Origin of the sequence: Nocardia sp. NBC_00565 (genome assembly GCF_036345915.1) — a bacterium.
Taxonomy (GTDB): Bacteria; Actinomycetota; Actinomycetes; order Mycobacteriales; family Mycobacteriaceae; genus Nocardia.
Genome location: NZ_CP107785.1, coordinates 6,004,137 through 6,031,046 on the forward strand (window position 1 = coordinate 6,004,137; position 26,910 = coordinate 6,031,046).

At 68.0% G+C, this 26,910-nt stretch carries 19 protein-coding genes; 13 read left to right on the forward strand and 6 right to left on the reverse strand.

Annotated features, from left to right (window positions below; all coding sequences use genetic code 11):
- Nucleotide 1: 1 nt before the first annotated feature.
- The 4 genes from OG874_RS27805 (at nt 2) to OG874_RS27820 (ending at nt 3,133) form a co-directional block, all read left to right on the forward strand.
- Entirely contained in the window at nt 2-379 is a 378-nt protein-coding gene (locus tag OG874_RS27805) for a hypothetical protein (RefSeq protein WP_330250064.1), read from the forward strand.
- Nucleotides 372-1,661, forward strand: coding sequence for a WXG100 family type VII secretion target (locus tag OG874_RS27810; RefSeq protein WP_330250065.1), 1,290 nt, complete (start codon nt 372-374; stop codon nt 1,659-1,661). The genes OG874_RS27805 and OG874_RS27810 overlap by 8 nt, the downstream gene beginning before the upstream one ends.
- Nucleotides 1,658-2,506 (forward strand): ESX secretion-associated protein EspG, encoded by an 849-nt coding sequence (locus OG874_RS27815; protein ID WP_330250066.1) that lies wholly within the window; start codon nt 1,658-1,660, stop codon nt 2,504-2,506. Before OG874_RS27810 ends, OG874_RS27815 begins: the two co-directional genes overlap by 4 nt.
- 99 nt (nt 2,507-2,605) lie before the next feature.
- Nucleotides 2,606-3,133, forward strand: a complete 528-nt coding sequence (locus tag OG874_RS27820) for a gamma carbonic anhydrase family protein (protein WP_330250067.1) — start codon at nt 2,606-2,608, stop codon at nt 3,131-3,133.
- Between the two features lie 14 nt (nt 3,134-3,147).
- Here the strand turns inward: OG874_RS27820 and OG874_RS27825 are convergent, their stop codons facing one another.
- Nucleotides 3,148-3,771, reverse strand: coding sequence for a phosphoribosyltransferase (locus tag OG874_RS27825; protein WP_330250068.1), 624 nt, complete (start codon nt 3,769-3,771; stop codon nt 3,148-3,150).
- A gap of 11 nt (nt 3,772-3,782) precedes the next feature.
- Entirely contained in the window at nt 3,783-4,637 is an 855-nt protein-coding gene (locus OG874_RS27830) for a carbon-nitrogen hydrolase family protein (RefSeq protein ID WP_330250069.1), read from the reverse strand.
- A 62-nt stretch (nt 4,638-4,699) separates the two neighbouring features.
- Between OG874_RS27830 and OG874_RS27835 the strand changes: the two genes are divergently transcribed.
- Nucleotides 4,700-6,493 carry a DEAD/DEAH box helicase gene (locus tag OG874_RS27835; protein WP_330250070.1) on the forward strand — a complete coding sequence of 598 codons (1,794 nt, stop codon included), beginning with the start codon at nt 4,700-4,702 and terminating at the stop codon, nt 6,491-6,493.
- Nucleotides 6,494-6,580: 87 nt separating this feature from the next.
- Nucleotides 6,581-10,072 carry an AAA domain-containing protein gene (locus OG874_RS27840; protein ID WP_330257444.1) on the forward strand — a complete coding sequence of 1,164 codons (3,492 nt, stop codon included), beginning with the start codon at nt 6,581-6,583 and terminating at the stop codon, nt 10,070-10,072.
- A 185-nt stretch (nt 10,073-10,257) separates the two neighbouring features.
- Here OG874_RS27840 and OG874_RS27845 read toward each other — a convergent pair whose 3' ends face one another.
- Both OG874_RS27845 and OG874_RS27850 read right to left on the reverse strand, forming a co-directional pair.
- Entirely contained in the window at nt 10,258-11,427 is a 1,170-nt protein-coding gene (locus tag OG874_RS27845; protein ID WP_330250071.1) for an amino acid deaminase/aldolase, read from the reverse strand.
- Nucleotides 11,428-11,589: 162 nt separating this feature from the next.
- The gene (locus OG874_RS27850; RefSeq protein ID WP_330250072.1) at nt 11,590-12,069 is read right to left on the reverse strand and encodes a TetR family transcriptional regulator; all 480 of its coding nucleotides are present in this window, start codon (nt 12,067-12,069) and stop codon (nt 11,590-11,592) included.
- Between the two features lie 429 nt (nt 12,070-12,498).
- Between OG874_RS27850 and OG874_RS27855 the strand changes: the two genes are divergently transcribed.
- Nucleotides 12,499-13,245, forward strand: coding sequence for a tyrosine-protein phosphatase (locus OG874_RS27855; protein WP_330250073.1), 747 nt, complete (start codon nt 12,499-12,501; stop codon nt 13,243-13,245).
- A gap of 1 nt (nt 13,246) precedes the next feature.
- Here the strand turns inward: OG874_RS27855 and OG874_RS27860 are convergent, their stop codons facing one another.
- Together OG874_RS27860 and OG874_RS27865 are read right to left on the reverse strand one after the other, a co-directional pair.
- Complete coding sequence (locus OG874_RS27860; protein ID WP_330250074.1) at nt 13,247-14,506, reverse strand: class I adenylate-forming enzyme family protein; 1,260 nt, start codon at nt 14,504-14,506, stop codon at nt 13,247-13,249.
- Between the two features lie 115 nt (nt 14,507-14,621).
- Nucleotides 14,622-15,416 (reverse strand): enoyl-CoA hydratase/isomerase family protein, encoded by a 795-nt coding sequence (locus tag OG874_RS27865; RefSeq protein WP_330250075.1) that lies wholly within the window; start codon nt 15,414-15,416, stop codon nt 14,622-14,624.
- Nucleotides 15,417-15,454: 38 nt separating this feature from the next.
- Between OG874_RS27865 and OG874_RS27870 the strand changes: the two genes are divergently transcribed.
- From OG874_RS27870 to OG874_RS27895, 6 genes are all read left to right on the forward strand, one after another.
- Nucleotides 15,455-16,480: a glutathione S-transferase family protein gene (locus OG874_RS27870; RefSeq protein WP_330250076.1), complete on the forward strand. Its 1,026-nt coding sequence runs from the start codon at nt 15,455-15,457 to the stop codon at nt 16,478-16,480.
- Nucleotides 16,481-16,593: 113 nt separating this feature from the next.
- A complete protein-coding gene (locus OG874_RS27875) occupies nt 16,594-17,325 on the forward strand; it encodes a hypothetical protein (RefSeq protein WP_330250077.1) in 732 nt (243 codons plus the stop codon).
- Nucleotides 17,322-18,308, forward strand: coding sequence for an ABC transporter ATP-binding protein (locus OG874_RS27880; RefSeq protein ID WP_330250078.1), 987 nt, complete (start codon nt 17,322-17,324; stop codon nt 18,306-18,308). Before OG874_RS27875 ends, OG874_RS27880 begins: the two co-directional genes overlap by 4 nt.
- Nucleotides 18,305-19,084, forward strand: a complete 780-nt coding sequence (locus OG874_RS27885; protein WP_330250079.1) for an ABC transporter permease — start codon at nt 18,305-18,307, stop codon at nt 19,082-19,084. Before OG874_RS27880 ends, OG874_RS27885 begins: the two co-directional genes overlap by 4 nt.
- A gap of 125 nt (nt 19,085-19,209) precedes the next feature.
- Nucleotides 19,210-22,998, forward strand: a complete 3,789-nt coding sequence (locus tag OG874_RS27890; protein WP_330250080.1) for an ABC transporter ATP-binding protein — start codon at nt 19,210-19,212, stop codon at nt 22,996-22,998.
- A 165-nt stretch (nt 22,999-23,163) separates the two neighbouring features.
- Nucleotides 23,164-26,889, forward strand: a complete 3,726-nt coding sequence (locus tag OG874_RS27895; protein WP_442943119.1) for a multifunctional oxoglutarate decarboxylase/oxoglutarate dehydrogenase thiamine pyrophosphate-binding subunit/dihydrolipoyllysine-residue succinyltransferase subunit — start codon at nt 23,164-23,166, stop codon at nt 26,887-26,889.
- The last annotated feature ends 21 nt before the right edge of the window (nt 26,890-26,910 follow it).

Sequence of the window (26,910 nt, forward strand, 5' to 3'; positions counted from 1 at the left end):
AATGTCGGACGTGACGGCGCTGAATCAAGCGATCGACGAAGGCCAGCTCTGGATCGACGGCGTGCTGGTCGCCGAGGGCGCGCACGAACAGTGCGCCAAGCGCTATGAACAACTGGCCGATGAGGTCGAGGCCCAGATAGCCGTATTGAGCGGGGCCGTTTCGCTGCCCGGCTTCGGCGGGTTCGCCTCCGGCGCGGCATTGCGTCGCGGTTTCGAGAACAAGGCGGACGGCGCGATCACTCGATTGCGCGCATACGCCGACGCCGCCAGGGAGCTCGCGCAGACCTTCCGCGCGGCCGGAGCGGCATACACCCGGGCCGACGAGGATCTCGCGGCCGCGGTCGGTCAGGTCGAGGTGGCGGGAGCCGCGCATGCGTAAGATGCCGCACACCGGTGAGAAGACGCCCATTCGGTACGTCGATCCCGATTACACGCAGACCGTCGAGATCTTCGACAACCTGTCGCATAAGGAGATCCACGACGGCGTCCAGCTGATGAATCCGGTCGTCCTGGCCGCCGGACAGCAGGCGTGGCAGGGCAGCTCGACCGGGCTCGCGACCGCAGTCGAGCAGGCGCACAACGAGATTCGGACCGTGCTGACCGACGGCTGGCGCGGTGGCGCGGCCGAATCCGCCGCCGACGCGGTGCGCGAATTCGAACGGCACGGACAGCAACTCGCGGATGTACTGGCCGCGGTCGGGCAGCGGCTCGGTCAGGCGGGTGACGCGGCGGAGGCGCTGCGCGCGGCCGTCGTCGCGCCGTCCAACGACGCACCGGATCTGTCGGGGGCACTGCTGGATCCGACCCGGGCCACCGATAACACCGCCACCCAGAAGATCGCCGACGGCACCCGGCAGGACGTGGTGCAGGCGATGGACAGCATCTACACGAACGCGTTCATCCCGACCGGATCCGGGATTCCGGCCTTCCCCGATACGGTGACCGGCGACGTACCGCAGACAGCGGACACCACGCCCGCCGCAGCGGTCCCCGCCACGACCGGCATCGACACCGGTACGCAAACCCGCACCGCACCAACGGTTTCGACGACGGCTCCCGCGACGACCGCACCGCACACGACCGTCGAGCCCGCGGCGACCGCGCCGACCAAGCCCACTACGACACAAACCACCGTAACCCCGGCGAGCACAGCCGACATCACCCCCGCCACAGCCAAACCCGTTGTGCCCACGGCGGATTCCCCGGCAACAACCACCCCTGCGGCCACCACGCCGACGGCCGCACCGGATCGCGCCGTGCGACCCGGTACCACCGCGCCGGTGGTCACCGCGGCGGCTGCACCGGTAGTCGCCCCGACCGTCCCCGGCGCGGGCAACTCCACCGCCGACGACGAACGCAAACGCGACGAACGCAAACGCGATGTCAGTAGCGACGCGATCAACGGCGCGGGCGCGGGCGCGGTCGGCGGGCTCATGGGCGGCGCGATGGTCGCGGGCGACACCCCGCGCTCCGGCATGAGCACCAGCGCGGCCGCGGCCCGCTCCGCACTGGCCCGCGATGAGGACGACTACGACGACGACTACCACTTCTTCGACGACGATCTGACCTTCCTGGAACCCGCCGACGACGGCGGTGAGCTGATCGGCGATATGGATCCGACGACACCGCCGGTCGTCGGCGAATGGACCGAGCTGGAGTGAACTGGACGCTGACCCCGGACCAGTTCGCCATGGCCTGGGCCCGCACCGATGGCGACCGCATCCCCTATCCCCTCGCCGTTCGACTCTCGGCGCGCGACACCGCCGAGCGCGCCGCCCAACTCCCGGCCCTGAACAGTTGGTGCGACCAGACTCTCGACGCGGATCTGGAAGGGGCACTGCGTGTGCTGGCCCGACCGACCGTGCGCATCGAGGTCTTCGGACAGCGCGATGCGGCCGGACCGGGCCCGGCGCAGGATGGCGTCGGCGAACAGATCGGTGTCGTCGAACAAAGCGGAATCGTCACCACCACCGCGCCGGACCTCGCCGCCGACAGTCGCCCCGTGCGCGTACTCGGCGCGATCGCCGGCGATATCGCGGTCGTCGCCGCGCAGCGCGCGGGTGCCACCGCGGACCGCGGCGGGGATATCCGGCTATTCGTCGATCGGGCGAAAAACCTGTCCGCACGGGCGATTTCGATGCTGCCGGAAAATACACCCGGCACCATGCCCCAGCTGACCGCACCGCTGGCCCGGGTCAACGAGGACAGCCGGGATCTGGTGACGGTGCCGGTCGCCGGACCCGCGACGCCGACGCGGATCCGCAGGCTGCTGCGGCAGCCCCGCGACGGCATCGGTCAGATCGTGGTGTCGGTGCGGCGGGCGGACGGCGAGCTACACCCGTTCGGAGTGCTGTGCTGGATCGACGTGGTCGGTGACGGCCGATACTCGGTGCGCACCGGCGTCGATGTCGACATCATGCCGGTCAACGCCCAACGCTTCACTGCCCAACTCCGGCCGATGGTCACCGCCGCCGAACGCACCCTCGCCCTCGCCGAACGCTGGTAGCGCCATGCTGTGCTGCGTCGCTCTGCTGGGCGCAGGTGACCCACACGCCACCGTTCACGGCGGCGAAGACACGGCCGAAGACACAGCTACGGTGAGGGCGTGCCCCTTTACGAATTCGAAGGCAAACGGCCCCAGGTCGATCCGACGGCGTTCATCGCACCGACCGCGACCTTGATCGGCGATGTGCGCGTCGAGGCAGGCGCCTCGATCTGGTACGGCGCGGTGTTGCGCGCGGACCTCGCGCCGATCACCATCCGGGAACGCGCCAATATCCAGGACAACGCGGTCCTGCACGTGCCCCCGGATGTGCCGATGGAGATCGGCCCGGGTGCGACCATCGCGCACAGCGTGGTCTTCCACGGTGCGTCGGTCGGTGCGGAGGCCATCGTCGGCAATGGGACCACCGTGCTCGATCTGGCCGAAATCGGCGCGGGCACAATGATCGCCGCGCACTCGCTGGTCCCGCCGCACGCCAAGATCCCCGCAGGCGTGCTCGCAGCCGGTGCCCCCGCCGAGGTCAAGAAGTCCATCGAAGGCACCCAGGCCGAAGGGTGGGTCAAACTCAACCCCGGCTTCTACGCCGAACTCGCCCAACGCCACCGCACGGGCATCACCGAAGTCCACTAGCGGCGCAACGCATCTCAGGCGAGCAGCGCGGTGACCTCGTCGTCTTCCAGCTGGTGGAAGTCACGATAGGCGGTGCCGACACCGCCGAGCGAGGGCGGCACCCACGGGCAGAGCACCTCATCGGCCTCGGCGGCGACCCGCCGTAACGCCTCGGCGGAGGACACCGGCACCGCGACCACGATCCGCGCCGGCTGGTGCAACTGGGCGACCCGGCAGGCGACGACCATCGTCGCCCCGGTCGCCATCCCGTCGTCCACGATCACCGCGGTGCGGCCCGCGATCGGAATCGGTTTGACATCGCCGCGCCACACCTCGCGTCGGCGCTCGAGTTCGGCGCGCTCCAACTCCTCGATCTCGGCGAACTGCCGCGGCGTTATCCCGGTGTGCGACAACACATCCTGATTCAGCACCCGGATACCGTCCTCGCCGATCGCGCCCATCGCCAGCTCCGGCTGCCACGGCACACCGAGCTTGCGGACCAGCAGGATATCGAGATCGCCACCGATGACCTCGCGCACCGCCGCGGCCACCGGAACCCCACCCCGGGGCAGTCCGAGCACCAGCGGTTGCGCCGCACGCAGGTGGCCGAGTTCCGAACCCAGCGCGCGACCGGCAGCTGCGCGATCGGTGTAGATCATCCGAATAAAGGCTACTCCGCTACTCGCTCGGTGATCGCGAATCGACGCAATGCCAGACTGGGGTTGGTGCGGCGGACCTGGGCCAGATGATCGAGATCGATGGCCGCGGTGAGCACACCGGGTTCGTCGCCGAGTTCGGCGAGTACCGCACCGGCCGGATCGATGATCATCGATGCGCCTGCGCCGCGCGGCGCGCACTGATCGGCGGCGGCCACGTACACGGTGTTCTCGATGGCGCGGGCGCGCAGCAGCGTAGTCCACTGATCCACCTTCGCCGGACCGGGAATCCACTGGGCGGGCAGCACCAGCACCTGTGCGCCCGACGCCGCGACGCGACGGCAGCCCTCGGGGAAGCGAAGATCGAAACAGGTCTGCATGCCGAATGTCACAGGCCCGACCGAGAATGTGGCCGGGGTCTCGATTTGCCCCGCCTCGACGACATCGGATTCGAGGTGTCCGAACGCGTCGTAGAGATGCACCTTCCGGTACTTCGTCACCAGGTTCGCATCGGGTCCGAGCACGACCAGGGTGTTGCGGATTCGCCCCGACTCCGGTGCCACCTGCTCGACCGTTCCGGCGACCAGATACACCCCGAACTCGCGGGCGATTTCACCGAGTCCGGTGACGAACGGCCCGGTCAGCGGTTCGGCGACCGCCACGACCCGTTCATCGAGCCGGGTGACGGCAAACATCGAGTATTCGGGTGCGACCACCACCTTCGCACCGCGTTCCGACGCGCTGCGGACCTGCTCGCGCAGGGTCGCGAGATTGGCGGACGGATCGGTTCCCGGTGCGAATTGGACCACCGCCACATCCACCGGTGACAGCGCCGGGTCATGATGCGCGGACGCGTTCTCGGGTTGCATACATCTCACCGTATTGGCCCGGTGGCCGGGACGACCACCGCAAGGCAGTAAACTCCTGGTCAATGAGTACCAATCAGGTCGACAGCGTTCCTGGCGACAACGACAGGGACAACGACGGCCCGACTTTCGCCGATCTCGGCATCGATGACCGCGTCCTCGCGGCCATCGCCGATGTGGGCTATGAGTCGCCGTCGCCCATCCAGGCGGCGACGATTCCCCCGCTGCTCGCCGGCGCCGATGTGGTCGGGCTGGCCCAGACCGGCACCGGCAAAACCGCGGCATTCGCCATCCCGATCCTGATGGGGATCGAGCCGACCGGCAAACTTCCGCGCGCCCTCGTGCTGGCCCCGACGCGTGAACTCGCGATCCAGGTCGCCGAGGCATTCGGCCGCTACGCCACCCACATTCCCGGCCTGCATGTGCTGCCGATCTACGGCGGTCAAGCCTATGGCGTACAGCTGTCGGGCCTGCGCCGCGGCGCGCACGTCGTGGTCGGCACGCCGGGCCGCGTGATCGACCATCTGGAGAAGGGCACGCTCGACCTGTCGCAGCTCCAGTATCTGGTGCTCGACGAGGCCGACGAGATGCTGAAGATGGGGTTCCAGGAGGATGTCGAGCGCATCCTCGCCGACACCCCGCGCGAGAAGCAGGTCGCGCTGTTCTCCGCGACCATGCCCTCGGCGATCCGCAGCATCTCGAAGAAGTACCTGCGCGAGCCGGTCGAGATCACGGTCAAGTCGAAGACCTCCACCGCGACCAACATCACCCAGCGCTGGGTGCAGGTCTCGCATCAGCGCAAGCTGGACGCACTCACCCGCATCCTCGAGGTCGAGTCGTTCGAGGCGATGATCATCTTCGTGCGCACCAAGCAGGCCACCGAGGAGTTGGCCGAAAAGCTGCGCTCGCGTGGTTTCTCGGCCGCGGCGATCAACGGCGATATCGCGCAGAACCAGCGTGAGCGCACCATCGGACAGCTGAAATCCGGTGCGCTGGACATTCTGGTCGCCACCGATGTCGCCGCGCGCGGTCTGGACGTGGATCGCATCTCGCACGTGGTCAACTACGACATCCCGCACGACACCGAGTCCTATGTGCACCGCATCGGCCGCACCGGCCGAGCAGGGCGCAGCGGTGAGGCGCTGCTGTTCGTCGCGCCGCGCGAACGCCACCTGCTCAAGTCGATCGAGCGCGCCACCCGGCATCCGCTGACCGAAATGCAGCTGCCCAGCGTCGATGACGTGAACACCCAGCGCGTGGCCAAATTCGGCGATTCCATCACCGAGAACCTCAGCTCGGCGAATCTGGCGCTGTTCCGCAAGCTCATCGAGGATTACGAGCGCGAGCACAACATTCCGCTCGTCGACATCGCGGCGGCACTAGCGGTCAGCGGCTACGACGGCGACAACTTCTTCATGGAGCCCGAGCCGGAGCCGATCGAACGCCCGCAGCGCGAACGCATGCCGCGCGGCGATCGACCCGCCCGCCGGTTCGAGGGCGAGGATCACGGGCCGTCGCATCAGCGCGGCACCGGAGCCGAATTGGCGACCTACCGGATCAGCGTCGGCAAGCGGCACCGTGTGGTGCCGGGCGCGATCGTCGGCGCCATCGCCAATGAGGGCGGACTGCGTCGCAGCGACTTCGGACATATCAGCATCCGCCCGGACCACAGTCTCGTCGAACTGCCGGCCGACCTATCCTCAGAGACACTGGAAGCGTTGCGGCGCACCAGGATCAGCGGCCAGCTGATTCAGCTGCAGCTCGATTCCGGTCCGCCCGGCGGGCGCTCGTTCCGCCCCGGACCGCGTCGCGATCGCGACGGCGGCAAGCGACCGGAACGGCGTAAGCCACGCTCGTGAACCGGGGAGGGGTTCAACGCAGCTATAGCGGCTAGCTACAGTGTTGCCGTCCGTGTCCCGCGAAGACACAGGAGGGCCGCGTTGATCGTGTTCGGTGATCGTGTCGTCTGCTCCGCCGTCGACCTCGTGCGCGCGGCGCAGTGTGAATTCGCGTTGCTGCGTGCCCTCGATACCGAACTGGGCACCATCGCGGGCACGGTGGATGCGGTACCCGATCTGGTGCCGCGCACCGGATTCGACGATTCGCGCGAACGCAGGCTCGCGGACTTCCGTGATCGATTCGGCAGTCAGCTGGTGGAGATCCATTCCGTAGCGACTGCTCGCAGGTCGCTCGAAAGGGCCAGCGTAGCGACTGCTTGCAGGTCGCTCGAAAGGGCCAGCGTAGCGACTGCTCGCAGGTCGCTCGAAAGAGCTAGCACCGCCGAGCACGATCCGGCAGCGCATATCGCCGCACTGCAGGCCGCGCATACCGAGACCATTGCCGCGTTGCGGGCGGGTGTGCACGTCATCCACGGAGCTACCTTCTTCGACGGTCGATTCTTCTGCGCCAGCGACTTTCTGGTGCGCGCGGGCCACCGGGTCCGCTACACCGTGCACGGCACCGCGGCGGGTCCGCCGGATCGGGTCGGCGCGGCACTCGAACTGGCCGCCTGCGCCACAGCTTTGGACAACAGCGGCGCGCTGACCGGTCCCCTGGTCCGGTTACACCTGGGTGATCACAGCACGACCTATGCGCTCGCCGATCTGGTGCCGGTGTATCTGGCCCGGCGCGGGCGCGTCGAACGGATCGTGGAAGACAAACTGAGCGAGCTGCTTCCGGTGCAGTGGGGCGATCCGCGCTATCTCGCCTGCGGGCACTGCCCGACCTGTACCGGCGCGCTCGCGACGGCGCGCGACCTGCTGCTGGTCGCCGGTATGCCGCGCACGGCGCGGGCCAGACTACGTGAGGCTGGGATCAACACCATCGATCGGCTGGCCGGCACCGTGACCACTGTGCCCGGCCTGTCGCAGCGCACCCTCGACACGCTGCGCCGCCAAGCCGAAATCCAGCTGCGCCGCGAGGATTCCGGGCAGCCGACGCACACCCTGGTCGACGCGATCGCGCTCGGCGCGTTGCCGCCGCCGTCACCGGGCGATCTCGCGCTCACCATCGATGAGGGACCGTCGGGTCAGCTGCGCGGTATCGAGGTGGGTGGGCCGGGCACCGTCCATTTGGCCTTCCGTGCCCCGTTCGGGGCGGCACTCACACCGTATCGGGCGATGACCGGTATCGCCGACGAGGCGGCCGGACAGCGGCGGGTGCTGGAAGAGGTGCTCGACTTCGTCGCCCAGCGACTGCAGATGTATCCGGATATGCGCGTGTACCACTTCACCTCCGGCGTGCGCTCGGCGCTGCTGCGGTGGACCGGCAGGCATGGCGTCGGCGCGGAGACCGTCGAGGAGCTGCTACACGCGGGTGTGCTCATCGATCTGTATCCGATCGTGCGCAACGCCCTGCTGATCGGAGAACGCTCCTATCGGCTGAGCCGGCTACGGCGGCTGCTACCGGGTTCCCCTGATACCGAACGCGATTGCGTCACCGTGTTGCGGCTGCGCGACTGGCTGGTGGAGCGGGCGGCCGAACAGCGTGTCGACCCGGACGCGCGCAGCCTGGAGCAGGTGAGTTCGTGGTGTCTGGTGCCACGCCCGGACGAACCGGATACCGCGCCGCCGTGGCGGCCGTCCTCGATCGAGGCCGCGCTCGCGGAATTCGCGGCGGCACAGGGCCAGGCGCACCATCCCGCCGCCCTGATGGCGGCGGCGCTCGGCTATCACCGGCGTGAACGCCAGCCGCTGTGGTGGGCGCATGCCGACCGGCTCAGTCATCCGGTCGACGAATGGGCCGACGCACCGGGGGTATTGGTGGCCGACTGGGGCAAGCTGGACACCAAATGGCATCGCAGCCCACACCAGCCGACGATGCGCAGGTACCTCACGCTGACCGGACGGATCGGCATCGGCTGGGGCGGCGCCGATACCGCGGGCGGGGCGGCGACCAGCACCGTGCTGACACCGGGCACCGCCGTGTACACCTTCTACGATCAGCCGGTCGCCGCCGGAATGATCACCGCGGTCGGCCGGCGCGCGACCGCCACCGCGACCGTGCTCGGCTGCTCGGTGGACGTGAACTTCGACGATGCCGTCCGGCTCGAGGAACTGCTACCGGAGGGCTGCGAACCCTACGACGATCTGCCGACCGCGATCGCGCCCGGGCTGCCCGCCTGGGACGAGAATATCGAGACCGCCGTCGAATTCGCGGCCCAGCAGCTGCTGATGGCGCTGCCGGAGATTCCGGCCAGTGCGGTCTTCGACATCCTGGCCCGCCGGCCACCGCGCCTGCGCAAGGCCGCGAGACTGCCGGATGTGCACGGTGATCACGCGGCGGCGATCACGGCCGCGATGCGCGATCTCGACGATTCGTATCTCGCGGTGCAGGGGCCATCGGGTACCGGCAAGACTTCCACCGTCGCCAGGGCGGTCGAGCGGCTGGTCACCCGGCACAAGTGGCGTGTCGGCGTGGTCGCACAGACGCATTCGACCGTCGAGAGCCTGCTCGACATGATCGTCGCGATGGGCGTGCTGCCGGAACTGGTGGCGAAGAAGGATGTCGAGGCGGTCGCGCCGGAGTGGTCGGTGATCGACGGTTCGCGCTATCCGCGGTTCCTGGACAACGCGGTCAACGGGTGCGTGATCGGCGGGGCCCCGGCCGATTTCGCCGATGACGAGCTGGTGCCCGGCGACGGTCTCGATCTGCTGGTCATCGCCGACGCGGGCCGCTTCCCACTCGCCGACACCATCGCGGTCGCGGTGAGCGCGCGCAATCTGCTGCTGCTCGGCGATCCCGCATCCGCCGCGGCGCGCAGCACGCATCCGGAGCCGGTCGACGAATCGGTACTCGGCTGGCTCACCGAGGGCCGGCACACCCTGCCCGCCGAGCGCGGCTACTTCCTGGACCGCACCTGGCGGATGCACCCGAGCGTCTGCGACCCGATCTCCCGGCTGTACTACGACAACCGCCTGCGCTCCAATGAAACCGTCACGCTGGCAAGGCAGCTGGAGGGTGTCGAGCCGGGCGTGGAGACGGTGCTGGTGCCGCACAGCGGCGATTCGATCGAATCGGTGGCCGAGGCCCGCGAGGTGGTCCGCCGGGTCCGCGCCCTGCTCGGAGTGTCGTGGACGACCGGTGCGATGACCCGGCGGCTGCACCCGCACGACATTCTCGTGGTCGCGCCCTACAGCGCCCAGGTCGGGCTGATCCGAACACTGCTGGCGCGGGCCAAGATCGAGGACGTGCTGGTCGGCACCGCCGAGCGTTTCCGAGGCCGGGAGGCCGCGGTCGTGCTCATGTCGATGACCACCTCCAGCCCCGCCGACGCCCCCTACGGCATGCGGTTCCTGTTGTCACGCAGCATGGTTCAGGCCACACTCTGCCGGGCCATGTGGAAGGCCGTCATCATCCGGTCACCCTTGCTCACCGAATATCTGCCGAGTACCCCGGATGATCTATCCGATCTGGCGACGTTCCTGCGCCTCAGTTGAGCCGATTACCGCTGGTGCGAATCCGGCCGATATCGATGAAATGAGGCGAACCTTATTTATACGTTGGGAAATTTATTCGGACCGGTTGGTTTAATAGCGGTCCATAAGATCCGCCGCAGCAGTATTCGATCTTGTAAATCACCGTCACAATTCGCCATTAGCGACATACGGATAGCGCGGCTGGCTCAGCCGAAGCAGTTGCCCTCACCGCGGTAGGTGGGCACGGTCGTGCGCGTACCGTCCGAGTCGACGAGATGGACCTGGTTGAACCGCTCGCACAGCTCGCCGGCCTTGGCGTGCCGGAACCACACCCGGTCGCCGATCCGGATTTCGGCGGCACCGGACAGCGGAGTCTGCACCTCACCCGCACCCTCGGTGCCGAGCAGCTTCAATCCGTTGGGCCACGCCGGCTTCGGCACGCGGGACGGACCCGTCGGACCGGAAGCGATGTACCCACCGGCGAAAACCGTTGCGATGGACGGTGTCGGCTTGCGCAGCACCGAGGTCGCGAAGAACAGCGCGGGACGCGGGGTGAAGGCGCGGTAGTGATCGAACAGTGTCGGCACATAGAGTCCGGAGCCCGCGGTCACCTCGGTGACGTCCGGATCGGTAATGCTGACCTCGATGGATCCGGAACCGCCGCTGTTGACGATCTGCAGCTTGCCGACCACCGAGCGCACCGCGTCGAGAACTTGCCTGCGGCGCTTGCCGATTTCGGCCGCCGAAGCCCGCTTCACCAAGCGCACAGCGATATTGGCGTCGGGCAGTCCGGCGATCTGCGCCTCATAGGTCATGACGCCGACCACATCGAAACCGCGCTGCAGCGCCGCGCGCGCGAGCGCTGCGGCCTGCTCGGGTGTGCGGACCGGTGAGCGCCGAACACCCAGGTGCAGCGGCCCGATGCGCAGCGAGGCATCCACATCGAGACATACCCGTGGCCGCACCAGATCGGTGCCGACGGCGGCGCGGATCAGTTCCAACTGCGTGACATCGTCGACCATCAGCGTGATCGACTTGCGCAGGGTGTCATCGGCGGCCAGTTCGGCCAGCGCCGCGCGGTCGACCGTGGGATAGCCGAGCAGCACATCGCGGGCGCCGCGGCGCACCAGCCAGATGGCCTCGGCCAACGAATAGGACATGATGCCAGCGAACCCACCGTCCGCCGTGAGTCCGGTGCCGAGCACCTGCTCGAGCACCGCACGACAACGCACCGACTTGCTCGCCACCCGGATGGGCACGCCGCCCGCGCGCCGGACCAGGTCCGTGGCATTGGCGCGCAGCGCGGTCAGGTCGAGAGCGGCCAGGGGCGGGTCCAGCTCGGCCGTGGCCGCATGCAGTGCGCCGATCTCACTCACGGCTGCGCCTCACTGCTGCTCGGCTCCGCCGTGCCCGAAGGCGCTGTGTTGATGGTTCGCTCGCTGCGCTCGCTCACCAGCACAACTCAACCATTAAACTGGTCAAACGTCCAGTATCGCGAGGCGCTATTTCAATCGCCCCGCAAGCAATCGGTACCGAACTCAGATTTCGGCGGCCCGGGTGGCCAGGCTGCTGACCAGGTCGTCGAGCACCACCAGCGTCGTCTCGTCATTGCAATCCGCGAGCCAACGCAGCACGGTGCCCTGCAGCACCGAGACCGCGTAGGCCGCGATGGCATCGACCGGCTCCAGCCACTGCGCGCCCGACCGGTCGGCACAGAGGTCGAGGAAGGTCGCAACCTCGGAGTCCATCTGCCGGAAGGCGGCCGAGGCCCGCGGGTCGGAGGCACATTCGGTCTCCATCTCCCAGCGCTCGGCCAGCAGGTGCACAGTCGCCTCATATGCCCGGACCTGCTTGGCAGGAGCGGACTTGATATGTGGCCAGTACGCGCTGACACCGGCATGCAGCAGCACCCGAAGTGCTCGCACTCCGGTGAAATCGAGCGAGGCGGCCGCCTTCTCGACGGCCTCGCAGATGGTCGGCCGCAGCCTGCCCTCTGCTATTTCTCCACGTGCGCTCAACGACGACTCCCTCGGGGAAAGAACTCGCGCACCACCGTCGGCGCGACTCGCTGAACATGGCGGGCCGCTCTCACGAATCCCCAGCTCGGGAATTTCCTGGATGCCCGGTCCAACATTCATCAATGGTAGAGGGTTTCCGGGGTTTAAGAACAGCTTCTGTGGGTATTTCCAGACTGGAAGAATGTTTTGTTACCCAAACGGAATGCCGCTGCGATCGATCGGTATCCACCGGAATCGCCTCTCTGGGCGTCACTCTCACGCCCGCCCTCGCGAGATAGACCATTGACCACTCTACGGGGCGGGCCGCCACCGCTCCGGTTTTCTGTGGCGGATCACACATCGACACCTCGCAAACTGGACAACAGACAGTTCCACGCCGGATCCGGTATCGACACCAGCAGGACACCGTGGGGTAGATAGCCTGGATCGGTGACTCTCTCGCCATCGGCCGACCAGTTCTACCTGACCGGCACGTTCAACTTCCGCGATCTGGGCGGTCTGCGCACCGTCGACGGCGCGAAGGTTCGCCCCGGCGTACTACTGCGCTCGGCCCAACTGAGCGATCTGGACCTACCCGGGCACGCGATCCTGCACGACCTCGGCGTAACCGACATCTACGACCTGCGCGGGGTGCGCGAGATCGAGCACATCGGCCACGACAACCTGCCCGACGGGGTGCGGCTGAACGTCACCCCGTTCGACTCCAGGATGGCCGAGGCACCGCCGCACGACGCGCAAACCGACTCCGCGTTCACCCACATGCTCGAGGTCTACCGGCACTTCCCGGTGCTGCCCGAGGCGAACTCCGCGATCATCGCCATCGCCGAGACGATCGTGCGCGGCGACGGCGCGGTGCTGGTGCACTGCGCGGCGGGTAAGGACCGCACCGGCTGGGCAATCGCCACCCTGCTGCGCGCGGTCGCGGTCAGCGAGGCCGATGTGCTCACCGACTTCATGGCCAGCAACGACGCCGTGCCCGCGCTGCGCGCCATGATGGCGCCGAAACTCACCGCGGTCGAAGAACTTTCCATCGACATCCTCGGCGTTCGCGAGGATTACCTTCGGGTCGCGACGGATTCGGTGCGCGAGCGGCACGGCGACGTCGAGACCTACCTGAGCGCGATCGGCTTCACCACCGAGCTGCGCGAACGGTTGCGCGATCGCCTGCTCGAGTGAACTAACCCGCCTGCGCGTGCCCGCGCCGGACCAGGCCGTCGGCGTCGATACTGACCTGATCGCCGGTGTGGAACCAGCTGCCGGTGAAGCGGTCCGCGGTGGTCTTCGGATCGTTCCAGTAGCGGCGGGTGACATTGGGCCCGCGACACAGCAACTCACCGTGCCCGGCCTGCGCTTGCGGGCCCCACAGCGCCAATTCGGTACCACCGAAAGGGAATCCGAGCACCGGATCGGCACCCGGTGCGGTATCGGTATCGTCGTCGACGACCAAGCCGATGCCGCTGGTTTCGGTCGCGCCCCAGACCGACCACTGCCGGGCAGCGGGGAACATATCCCGCACGGTGGCGGCCCGCTGCACCGGATCGGTGGGGGCGGCGGCGCGATGGCCCGCGGTGCTGATCCGGACGACCCCGTCGGTGCGCAGCCCCTCGGTGCGCAACTCCGCGAGCTCCGGCAGCAGTCGGGCGAAGATGCGTGGTGTCGCGGAAACCATGTCGATCCGTTCGGAGACGATGGTTTCCGCGAGTCTTCGGCCGCCCGGCGCGAGGACGACGGTGCCGCCGACGGCAAAGGTCGGCAGCAGCTGATCCACGCAGCCGCTCGCATGCGCCAGCGGTAGCAGCAGCAGATTGCGCAGGCCATCGGTCGGCAGGTCGAGCGCTGTGACGACGGAGCGGATTGCCGAGAGCAGGTTTTCGTTGGTCAGCTCGACGCCCTTGGGCGTGGCGGCGTTGGCCGGGCAGACCCCGGCGCCGCTGGTGTAGCACAGCAGCGCCAGATCACTCAGCGCCGCACCGTCATCGATGAAGGCCGCGCCGTCCGGCAGGTCGGCGTCGCTACCGCAGTCGAGCACGAAATCGGTGCTGCTGTCGGCGATCACCCGCGCGGCCACCGCATCGGGCAGTCCGTCGTGCACCAGCACCGGGACCGCGCCGCTGAGCAGCGCCCCGAGGAACGCCTGCACCCAGCGCGCGCCCGTCGGCATATGGATGGCGACCCGGTCGCCATAGCCGATGCCGTGTTCCTGCAGCCCGCCCGCGATACGCGAGGCGGAGCGCCACAGATCCCGATAGCTCAGCCGGGGGCCGCCGATCTCCACCACCGCCTCCCTGGTCGAGAAGGCGTGCACCTGCAGATCCAGGAGTTCGGTCAACGCGGGGGTGAGATTGCCGTATCGCAGCACTCCGTCGGAGCCGCGGGCCAGCGGGGCGTCGCAGGCATGCGAACGATTCGGTGGGTATTCGACCAAGAACTGCGACATGGGTCCTCCGCACACGCCTCGAGCCTTCAGGCTCTTGCGACTATATGACGCGAGTCACACTTTCGCTGGGATAGGCGCCGAACTCGCCGACGCCCGTTCGCGCGTGCCCCGGCTGTTACCGGCCGGTATAGGTGGCCTTTCCAGGGCCGACCTCGAGGAAGCTGCGCACCGCGCCGCGCAGATCGTCGGTGTCGAACAGCGCGCCGGACACCTCGGGCGTCACCGAATCCGCATGGGCAACACCGCCGGACCGCCATGCCCCGATGATCTCTTTGGTCGCCGCATGCGCCCTGGTCGGGCCCTGGGCCAGGCGCTGGGTCAATGCCCGTGCGGCGGCGTCGACATCGTCGTGGATGGCGTTCACCACACCCCAATCGGCCATGGTCGCGGCGTCGTAGAGGTCACCGGTCATGACGAATTCGCGGGCCCGGCCCGACCCCGCGCGCTCGGCCAGCCGCTGCGGGCCGCCCATCGACGGCGTCAGGCCGACCACGGTCTCCACCAGACCGAATTTCGCCTTGGGCGCGGCCAGGATGATGTCGCAGGCCAGCGCCATCTCGAAGGCGGCGGTCAGGGTGAGACCGTGCGCGGCGAAGACCACCGGGCACGGCAGTGCCTCCAGCGGATGGATGATCTGCGCGAACAGGGTGCGCCACAGTTCGGCACCCTGCTCGATATTCAGACCGTCGAAGACGTGCACGTCGACGCCGCCGGAGACCAGCTTGCCCTCGGCACGCAGCAGCACCGCCCGGGGCGGGTTGGCCGAGAGCTCCGCGAAGTCCTCGATCAACGCGTCGAGCATCGACTGGTCGAACAGATTCAGCGGCGGATTGGCCAGGGTGAGAGTCACGACCTCGGCGCCGCCGTCAATGGTTTCCCGGGTCAACCGGGTGGCCTTCGTTTCACTCATTCGGCAAGACTAAGACCTGCGTCTGCGAGACTGTCCAGGTGACCAAGTCGGTATCGGAAACTGCCTCCTACGTCGAGCCGGGCGAATTCAAACGGGATACGAACTACATCACCACCCGCATCACCGCCGACGGCCGCGACGGATATCCGGTCGAGCCGGGCCGCTACCGCCTGGTCGCGGCGCGGGCCTGTCCGTGGGCCAATCGGACGCTGATCGTGCGCAGGCTGCTCGGACTCGAAGAGGTGCTCTCGCTGGGTTTGTGCGGCCCGACGCACGACAAGCTCAGCTGGACCTTCGATCTCGATCCCGGCGGGGTGGATCCGGTGCTGGGTATTCCGCGACTGCGCGACGCGTATCTGGCGCGGTTCCCGGACTATCCACGCGGCATCACGGTGCCCGCAATGGTGGAAGTCGCCACCGGACAGGTGGTGACCAACGACTACGCGCAGATGACGCTCGACTTCGCCACCGAGTGGACCGCGTTCCATCGGCCCGGCGCGCCGCAGTTGTATCCGGAGGCGCTGCGGGCCGAGATCGACGAGGTGAATCTGGCGGTGTTCCGAGACGTCAACAACGGCGTCTACCGGTGTGGGTTCGCGGGCGCCCAGGAGGCATACGAGGCGGCCTACGACCGGCTGTTCGCCCGGTTGGACTGGCTGTCCGAACGCCTGGCCACCCAGCGATACCTGGTGGGCGACACCATCACCGAGGCCGATGTGCGACTGTTCACCACCCTGGTCCGATTCGATCCGGTCTATCACGGCCACTTCAAGACCAACCGCGACAAGCTGACCGAAATGCCGGTGCTGTGGGCCTACACGCGCGACCTCTACCAGACGCCCGGATTCGGTGACACCATCGATTTCGGACAGATCAAGACGCACTACTACGTCGTACACGCCGATATCAACCCGACCGGGATCGTGCCCAAGGGCCCCGAACTGACCAACTGGCTGACCCCGCACGGCCGAGAAGCGCTGGGTGGCAGGCCATTCGGCGACGGCACCCCGCCGCCACCCCCGCCGCTCGCGGAACGGGTGCCTGCCCTGCGCGACCCGGCGTGATGGAAGCGACATGCGGGGAACCCGTTCGACGGGGTACATCGTTGTCATGACGAGTTGATGGCGGTCGGTGCCATAAGGTTCATTCCGTACAGGCGGAAGAGGAGGATATCGCCGTGTTCAAAGGCACGTTCGAGAAGACGGTGGTCCAGCTACTCGATACCGGGTCGCGCCTGCAGGCGCCGGCCGTCGCCAAGTACGTGGACCGGCTCCGGCGCTCGCATCCGTCGGAGAATCCCGCGCAGATCATCGAGCGGCTGGAGAACCAGTATCTGCTCGCGGTGACCGGCAGTGGTAGCGCAGTCGGCGCGACGGCTGCGGTGCCGGGGGTCGGCACCGTGGCGGCGATCGCCGCGGTGAGCGCCGAGACGACCTTCTTCATGGAGGCTTCCGCGGTGTTCACGCTGGCAGTGGCCGCCGTGCACGGGATTTCGCCTGAGGACAAGGAAACGCGCAGGGCGCTGGTGCTGGCCGTCGTGCTCGGCGAGAGCGGGATGGAGATCGTCGAGAAGACCGTCGGTCACTCGGCGAAGAACTGGGGAACGCTGTTCGCCAATAAAATTCCCGGTCTGTCGAGCATGAACGACTCGCTGCTCAAGCGATTCATCATCCGCTTCATCACCAAGCGCGCCGCCCTGATGGCGGGCAAGGTGGTGCCCGCCGGGATCGGCGCGGTGATCGGCGGTTTCGGCAACCGGGCGCTCGGCAAGACCACGATCGGCAATGCGCGCAAGGCCTTCGGACCCGCGCCGGTCACCTGGCCCGCGGACCGGCAGCTGGTCATCGACGCCGATCCGCTGCCCGCGCTCGATCCGATCAAGCCGCAACCCCCGACCACGCCACGATGAGCGCCGGCCGACCGCTCGCGTTCGCCGTCCGCGGCCTGACCAAGCGATACAACCTGGTCACCGCGGTCGAGAACGTGAGTTTCACCGTGCCGTCCGGGACCATGGCCGTCCTGGTGGGGCCGGCGGGCGCGGGCAAGACGACTATTCTGCGGATTCTGCTGGGGTTGCTCGAACCGACCTCCGGTACGGCCGCGGTCGGCGGGCCGGGGTCGGGACGGCGGCGTGAGCCGGAGCGCGGCCCCGCGTCGGCCGTCGGCGGCATGTTGGACCCGCGCGGACTGCATCCGGCGCGATCCGCGCGCGATCACCTGCTGGTGTACGCGGCGGCGGCGGGCGTCGAGGACGCGCGGGTCGATGAGGTGATCCAGGCGGTCGGCCTCGGTGAATCGGCGCGGACGCGGGCGGGCGCACTATCGGTCGGGGCGCAGACCCGGCTGGCGTTGGCGACCGCGCTGCTCGGCGATCCGACGCTGCTGATCCTCGACGAACCGATGGCCGGTCTCGACCCGGCCGAACGCGCGTGGCTGGTGGACTTCCTGCGCCGGCACACCCGACGCGGCGGCACCGTCCTGCTTTCCAGTGAGACCCTGGCGCCGGTGATTCCGATGGCGGACAACATCATCGTGGTGAGCGAAGGTTCAGTGGTCTATCAGGGCACCCCCGCCCGGCTGCGGCGTGGGCATCCCGATCGCCTGGTGGTCGTCGCGTCCACGCCGATCGCACTGGCGACCACGCTGGCCGCTCAGGGCTTCACCGATGCGGTGATCCGGCCCGACGGACGGCTCGCGGTGGCCGAGGCGACCGAGGCGCAGATCCGCGCGGCGGCGGCGGCCGCTCGAGTGCGCGTGGACAGCATCACCGCCGACCAGATCCACCCCGACCGGGTGCTGGCGTCACTGGTCAAACCGGCCCGCCCACCCCAGCCCGCGCCCTATGCCGGAATCGCACCGCACCAACCGACGCCCTACGGGATTCCACGATGATCGCCATCCTGCCCCCGGACCTCGTTCCGGCCGTCAACTCGGAGATCCGCAAGGTCACCACGCTGCGCGCCAGCCGGCTGCTGGCCGCGTTCATTCCCGCGATCGCGCTGGTCGCGAGCACGGTCACCGCGCTGCTCGCCGGACCGGCCGACCCCAAATCCAATCCCGCGACCGGCGCCGCGACAATCGGGCTCTATATCGGTCTCGCCGTCGCGATCGTGCTGGCCGGAGCCTTCGGCGCGGCTGGCGCCGGTGCCGAATATCGTTACGCGACAATGCCTTTGACGGCACTGTTCACCGCCGACCGAGATCGCCTCACCGCCGCGAAATTCCTGGTCACCGCCGGATCCGCACTGGCGACGACCTTCGTGGTGGAACTGATCGCCTTCGCCTGCCTGCTCGGCTTCGGCCACGGCAAATTCGACTTCGGTCTGCGCCTACTCGCCGTCTTCGGCGGCGGGCTGCTCGCCGCGGTCTGCTGGTCCCTGATCGGCGCCGGACTCGGCCTGTTGCTGCGTACCCCCACCGCCGCGATCGCCGCGATGCTCGGCTGGCTGGTGATCATCGAGCCGCTGATCTGGGTCGTCGCCAAGGCCGTCGGCATGGCCGGCTTCGCCACCGTCCTCCCCGGCTCGGCGACCGTCAGCACGGTCGCCGTCGGCTCCTTCAAGGACAGCGACTTCCTGGCCCCCACCCCCGCCGCCATCGTGGTCCTGACGCTCTGGACGCTCGGCATCGGCGGCAGCGCCTGGTGGCTGTTGCGCAAGCGCCTCTGAACCGTCCCCGCCCAACCGGTCGTCGGACAACTTCGCCCGCACAGAACTACTGCGGGAACAAATGGCGTGGTGATCCGTGTAGTTACCGTCGATATGGGGACCGATGAGACGGGTGTGCGGCGGAATTGAGTGATGGCGTGGGCTGGATACGCAGGCTGTGGGCCGAGTGTCGGTCGCACAGGGGGACGGTCGCGGGGATCGCGGCCGCGCTGGTGGCCGGGGCATTGGTGGAGATCGCCGCGCCGTTGTTGACGAAGTGGGCCGTCGATGCGGCGGGCATCGGCGACACCGCGGTGATCGGGGTCGTCGCCTGGCTGCTCGCGCTGGTGGCGATCGGCCGGTTCTCGGCGGCCTTCGGTCGGCGGATGCTGGCCGGACGGCTGTCCCTGGACGTGCAGCATGCGCTGCGGGTGGATCTGCTCGGTTCGCTGCAGCGGCTGGACGGGGCGGGGCAGGACGCGCTGCGGACGGGGCAGGTGGTGTCGCGCTCGATCACGGATCTGCAACTGGTGCAGGGGCTTTTGGCGATGGTCCCGCTGTCGGGGTTGGCGTTGCTGGAGTTTGTGCTCGCCGCGGCCGTCATGGTGTGGTTGTCGCCGCCGCTGGCCGCCGTCGCGCTGTTGGTGGTGCCCGCGATCGGATTGCTGGTCTACCGGATGCGGCCGCGACTGTACGCGGCGACCTGGTCGGCGCAGCAGCGGGCCGCCGAGGTCGCGCAGCATGTCGAGGAGACCGTCACCGGTGTCCGGGTGGTCAAGGGGTTCGGGCAGGAGGCTCGGATGGTGCGCGTGCTGGAACAGCACGGACGCGCGCTCTACGCCGAACGCATGCGCGCGGCCACGATCAATGCCCGCTTCGCGCCCGTGGTGACCACTATTCCGCAGGCCGGACTGGTCGCGGTGATCGTCGTCGGCGGACTGCTCGCATTGCACGATGTCATCGGCATCGGCACCTTCCTCGCCTTCTCCGCCTACGTCACCACCATGACCGTCACCACCCGCACCATGTCATCGGTGGTGATCATGGCCCAGCTGACCAGAGCCGCCGCCGAACGCGTCTACCAGGTCATCGACGCCGCCCCCGAAATCGCCGACCCACCAACCCCAGCTGAGCTCCCCGACGGCCCCCTGGGCATCGACATCGACACCCTCACTTTCGGATTCGACCCCACCCAGCCGATCCTGCGCAACCTCGATCTCACCGTGCACCCCGGCGAAACCGTAGCCATCATCGGCCCGGCAGGCTCCGGAAAGTCAACGCTGTCCTTACTTCTCCCCCGCTTCTACACCCCCGACTCCGGTACCATCCGCCTATTCGGAGCCGAATCCGCCACCACGGGGAGATTCGCGGATGCGACCGCACGGGCCATCGATGCCGCAGCCTCGCCGCCCGCTCACGCCACGCTCGACAAACCGGCGGCAGATTCTCGAAACGCCAACGCCGTGGATATCGCCGACCTCAGTGCGACCGATCTGCGCGCGGCGATCGGCGTGGTGTTCGACGACCCGTTCCTGTTCTCCGACACCATCGCCGCGAATATCGCCCTCGGCCGGCCGAACGCCACCGACGCCGAAATCCGCTATGCGGCAAAGCTTGCCGCGGCCGATGAGTTCATCGCCGAACTCCCCGACGGATTCGACACCGTGGTCGGCGAACGCGGGTTGACGCTCTCCGGTGGGCAGCGGCAGCGGATCGCGCTGGCCAGGGCGCTGTTGGCGCGGCCGCGGATTCTGGTGCTCGATGACGCGACCTCCGCGGTCGACGCGGTCACCGAGGCGGCCATCTTCGACAAGTTGCCGGATGCGGGCGGGCGCACCACGCTGATCCTGGCGCATCGGGAATCCACACTCGCCCATGCGGATCGGGTGATTCGACTGCCCGCACCGGCCGGCTACGTCTCTGGCGAAGTCCCGACCGCACCCGCCGGTCTCGGCGTCCGCACCGCGACCGGCACCAGCGGACCAGGCGGATTCTCCGGCGCCGCAAGTGGTCTCAGCGAAACTCCCGAATTGCGGCGCACCATCGAAGGCCTGCCACCGGCCACCGAACAACCCGGACTGGACGACGAGCGACTGCGGCAACCCGATCCCGGATTCCGGCTGACCCGGCTACTGCGCCCGGTGCGCTGGCTGGTGCTGACCGTCATCACCTTGCTCGCGCTGGACACCCTGATCGGCGTCGCGTTTCCGCCGATCGTGCGCTACGCCATCGATACCGGTGTGAGCGGCCATGATTCGGGCGCGCTGGCCCGAGCCGGTGTACTCGGCGCGGTCCTGGTCGTACTCGGTCTCGCGGTCGGCGCGGCGACCACCGTGCTCACCGCGCGCACCGGCGAACGCGTGCTCTACGGTCTGCGGGTGCGCAGCTACGCACACCTGCAACGACTGGGACTGGACTACTACGAACGCGAACTGTCCGGCCGCATCATGACCCGGATGACCACCGACGTGGACGCGCTGTCGACCTTCCTGCAGACCGGCGTCGCGACCACCCTGATCGGCGTGCTCACCCTGGTCGGCATCGCGGTGGCACTGCTGGTCATCGATGCCGCGCTGGCCGCGGTCGTGCTGATCGCACTGCCGCCGCTGCTGGTGGCGACGATGCTGTTCCGGCGCGTCTCGTCCACCGCCTACACCGTGTCGCGCGAGCACGTCTCGACCGTCAACGCCGATTTCCAAGAGAACGTCTCCGGTCTGCGCGCCGTCCAGGCAAACCGGCACGAGCCGGTCGCCGCCCGCCGCTTCGCCGAATACTCCGACCGCTACCGCGCCAGCCGGATGCGCGCCCAGCGCGCGATCGCGATGTACTTCGCCTTCGTCATCGCCTGGGCCGACCTGGCGCTGGCGGCGGTGGTGTACTTCGGGGCGCGCGAGGTCGCCGATGGTGCGACGACGGCGGGCACACTCATCGCCTTCGTGCTGTATCTGCAGTTGCTGTTCGGCCCGATCCTGCAGTTGTCCCAGGTCTTCGACGGATACCAGCAGGCGCGAGTCGGCCTGCGCCGCATCGGCGACCTGCTGCGCACCCCGTCCTCGATCGCCGCGGATGCTCCGGACGCGGTGGCGATCACCGATGGCCTGGCCGGCGAGGTCGTCCTCGACGACATCCGATTCCACTACCCAGGCACCGAAAAGCCCGCCCTCGACGGAGTGTCACTGCGCATCCCGGCCGGATCCACGCTTGCCCTGGTCGGTCCGACCGGCGCGGGCAAGTCGACCATCGTCAAGTTGTTGGCCCGGCTCTATGACTTACCCGACACAGTTGGCGAAGTACCGGGCCGGACCGACGGCGCGATCCGGGTCGACGGCATCGATATCCGCGACTACCGCCTCGCCGACTACCGGGCCCGACTCGGCATCGTCCCCCAAGAAGCTCACCTCTTCACCGGCGACGTCGCCAACAACATTGCATTCGGGAAACCATCAGCGACCGAGGCGGAGATCGCATCCGCCGCCGCGGCGGTCGGCGCGGCGGACATGATCGCCGCGCTATCGCACGGTATGCGCCACCCGATCGGCGAGCGCGGCCGCGGCCTCTCGGCGGGGCAACGCCAACTGATCGCACTGGCCAGAGCCGAGCTCGTGCGCCCCGATCTGCTGCTGCTCGACGAGGCCACCGCCACCCTCGACCCGGAAACCGAGGCATCGGTCCTGGTAGCAAGCCGATCACTGACCCGGGGCCGCACCACCGTCGTCGTCGCGCACCGCCTCGGCACCGCCGCGCGAGCCGATCGGATCGCCGTCGTGGAACGCGGACGAATCGCCGAAATCGGGCCACATGACATGCTGCTGGCGGCCGGCGGACCGTATGCCCAGCTCTGGGCGGCGGCCAACGAAGCGGGGGGAATATTCTCGAGCGAGGACGGGTCGTCATCTTTGGGATCGGGTTTGTCCGGTGGTCAGTCGGTCCGCTGATTTGCTGCTGGGCCTATCCTCAGAGAGGGCGCATCGGCGCGCATCCGCTGATCCCCGTGCCGGGCACGTCACAAACGTCGCAGCGCGAAGAACGAAATGAGGCGAACACCTGCTGTGAGCAGCTCAACTTCCCAGTTCGGACAGAACCAGTGGCTAGTCGATGAGATGTATCAGAAGTTCAAACAGGATCCATCTTCCGTCGATGAGAGTTGGCACGAGTTCCTCGCCGATTACACGCCTGAGGTCACGGGTGATTCTGGTAACAGCCAGAGCGCCGGGGCCGCGCCCGCGCAGGTGGCCACTCCGGCTGCGGCTCCCGCGCCGGTGACCGCGACACCCGCACCCGCACCCGCACCGGCACCCGCACCCGCCGCCGCGGCTCCCGCACCGGCAGCGCCGGCGGCCAAGGCCGCCGCGCCCGCGAAGGTCACCGCGCGCGCACCGCAGACCACCCCGGCGCCGACCTCGAACGCCGCGCCGACCTCCGGCGCGCCGAAGCCCGCCGATACCGCGACGGACGAGGCGAAGATCCTGCGCGGCCCGGCCGCGGCCGTGGTCAAGAACATGTCCGCATCGCTGACCATCCCGACCGCGACCAGCGTGCGCGCCATTCCGGCGAAGCTGATGATCGACAACCGGCTGGTCATCAACAACCACCTGGCTCGCACCCGCGGCGGCAAGATCTCCTTCACCCACCTGCTCGGCTACGCGATCGTGCAGGCAGTCAAGGCCTTCCCGAACCTGAACCGGCACTTCGCCGAGATCGATGGCAAGCCGAACTCGATCACCCCGGCGCACACCAACCTCGGCCTCGCCATCGACCTGGCGGGCAAGGACGGCAACCGCTCGCTGGTCGTCGCCGCCATCAAGGGCTGCGAGACCATGACCTTCGGGCAGTTCCACACCGCCTACGAGGACATCGTGCGCCGCGCCCGCGACGGCAAGCTCGGTATCGAGGACTTCACCGGCGTCACCATCTCGCTCACCAACCCGGGCACCATCGGCACCGTGCACTCGGTGCCGCGGCTGATGCCGGGCCAGGGCGCGATTGTCGGCGCCGGCGCGATGGAGTACCCGGCCGAGTTCCAGGGCATGAGCGACGAGCGCATCAACGAGCTCGGCGTCGGCAAGCTGATGACCCTGACCTCGACCTACGACCATCGCATCATCCAGGGCGCGGAGTCCGGCGACTTCCTTCGCACCATCCACAACCTGCTGATCAGCGATGAGTTCTACGACGAGATCTTCCACGGCCTCGGCGTGCCCTACGAGCCGGTCCGCTGGCGCAAGGACGTCAAGGAACGCGGCGTCGACAAGAGCACCCGGGTGCTGGAGATGATCGCGGCCTACCGCAACCGCGGCCACCTGATGGCCGATACCGATCCGCTGCGGCTGGTCAAGGACAAGTTCCGCAGCCACCCGGACCTCGATGTCACCCAGCACGGCCTGACCCTGTGGGATCTGGACCGCACCTTCGACGTCGCGGGCTTCCACGGCCAGGAGCGGATGAAGCTGCGCGATGTGCTCTCGGTGCTGCGCGATGCCTACTGCCGCCACGTCGGTGTGGAGTACACCCACATCCTGGAAACCGAGCAGCTGCAGTGGATTCAGGAGCGGGTCGAGCAGAAGCACGTCAAACCGACTGTCGCGCAACAGAAGTACATCCTGAACCGACTCAATGCGGCGGAGGCGTTCGAAACCTTCCTGCAGACCAAATACGTTGGTCAGAAGCGCTTCTCGCTCGAGGGTGCCGAGGCCGTCATCCCGATGATGGACGCGACCATCGACCAGTCCGCCGAGCATTCGCTCGACGAGGTGGTCATCGGTATGCCGCACCGCGGTCGCCTCAATGTGCTCGCCAATATCGTCGGCAAGCCGTACTCGAAGATCTTCACCGAGTTCGAGGGCAATATGAACCCGGCCGCCACGCACGGCTCGGGTGACGTGAAGTACCACCTCGGCGCGCGCGGCACCTACCTGCAGATGTTCGGCGACAACGAGATCGAGGTCTCGCTGACCGCCAACCCCTCGCACCTGGAAGCGGTCGACCCGGTCCTCGAAGGCCTGGTCCGTGCCAAGCAGGACCTGCTCGACAAGGGCGACGGGCCGGAGGGCTTCTCCGTCATGCCGCTGATGCTGCACGGTGACGCCGCGTTCGCGGGTCAGGGTGTGGTCGCGGAGACGTTGAACCTGTCGGGTCTGCGCGGATACCGCGTCGGCGGCACCATCCACATCGTGGTGAACAACCAGATCGGCTTCACCACCGCACCGGACAACAGCCGCTCCACCGAATACTCCACCGATATCGCGAAGTTCATCGGTGCGCCGGTCTTCCACGTGAACGGTGACGATCCGGAGGCCTGCGACTGGGTGGCCCGTCTCGCGGTGGACTTCCGCCAGAAGTTCCGCAAGGACGTCGTGATCGACATGGTCTGCTACCGGCGTCGCGGCCACAACGAGGGCGACGACCCGTCGATGACCCAGCCGGAAATGTACGACGTCATCGACACCAAGCGCTCGGTGCGCAAGGCCTACACCGAGAGCCTGATCGGCCGTGGCGACATCTCGCTGAAAGAGGCCGAGGACGCCCTGCGCGACTACCAGGGCCAGCTGGAGCGGGTGTTCAACGAGGTCCGCGAGCTGGAGAAGTACGTTCCGGAGCCGAGCGAATCGGTCGAGGACGACCAGCAGGTGCCGACCACCATCCTGACCGCCGTCGATAAGACGGTGCTGCAGCGCATCGGCGACGCCTTCCTCAATGTGCCGGAGGGCTTCAGCGTGCACCCGCGCGTCAAGCCGGTGCTGGAGAAGCGGCGCGAAATGGCCTACGAGGGCAAGGTCGACTGGGCCTTCGCCGAACTGCTCGCCTTCGGCACACTGATCGACGAGGGTGTCGCGGTGCGCCTGACCGGCCAGGACTCGCGTCGTGGCACCTTCACCCAGCGCCACTCGGTGATCATCGACCGCAAGACGGCCGAGGAATACACCCCGCTGCACAACATCGGCAGCAAGAACCCGGGCTGGTTCGCGGTGCACGACTCGGCGCTGAGCGAATACGCCGCCGTCGGCTTCGAATACGGCTACTCGCTGGGCAATCCGGACGCACTCGTGCTGTGGGAGGCGCAGTTCGGTGACTTCGTCAACGGCGCGCAGTCCATCATCGACGAGTTCATCTCCTCCGGTGAAGCCAAGTGGGGTCAGCTCTCGGAGGTCGTGCTGCTGCTGCCGCACGGTCACGAGGGTCAGGGCCCGGACCACACCTCCGGTCGCATCGAGCGGTTCCTGCAGCTGTGCGCCGAGGGTTCGATGACGGTCGCCGTGCCGTCCACCCCGGCGAACTACTTCCACCTGCTGCGCCGCCACTCACTGGACGGCATCCGCCGCCCGCTGATCGTCTTCACCCCGAAGTCGATGTTGCGCAACAAGGCCGTGGTCTCGGACCTGAAGGACTTCACCGAGTCGAAGTTCCACTCGGTCTTCGACGAGCCCACCTACGAACAGGGCATCGGCGACCGCGCCAAGGTCAAGCGCGTCCTGCTCACCAGCGGCAAGCTCTACTACGAGCTGGTCGCGGCGAAGGCCAAGGACAGCCGCGAGGACATCGCCATCGTCCGGATCGAGCAGCTCTACCCGCTGCCCAAGTTCCGGTTGAACGAGGCCCTCGCCGGTTACCCGAACGCCACCGACATCGCCTGGGTCCAAGAGGAACCGGCCAACCAGGGCGCCTGGCCCTTCTTCGGCCTGAACCTGCCCGAGCTGCTCCCGGAGCGCTTCACCAAGCTCCGCCGCATCTCCCGCCGCGCCATGTCGGCCCCGTCCTCGGGTTCCTCCAAGGTCCACGCCGTGGAGCAAGCCGAGATCGTCGCCGAGGCCTTCGAGCCGACGGCGTAGTTCTTCGCTGACCCGACGCCG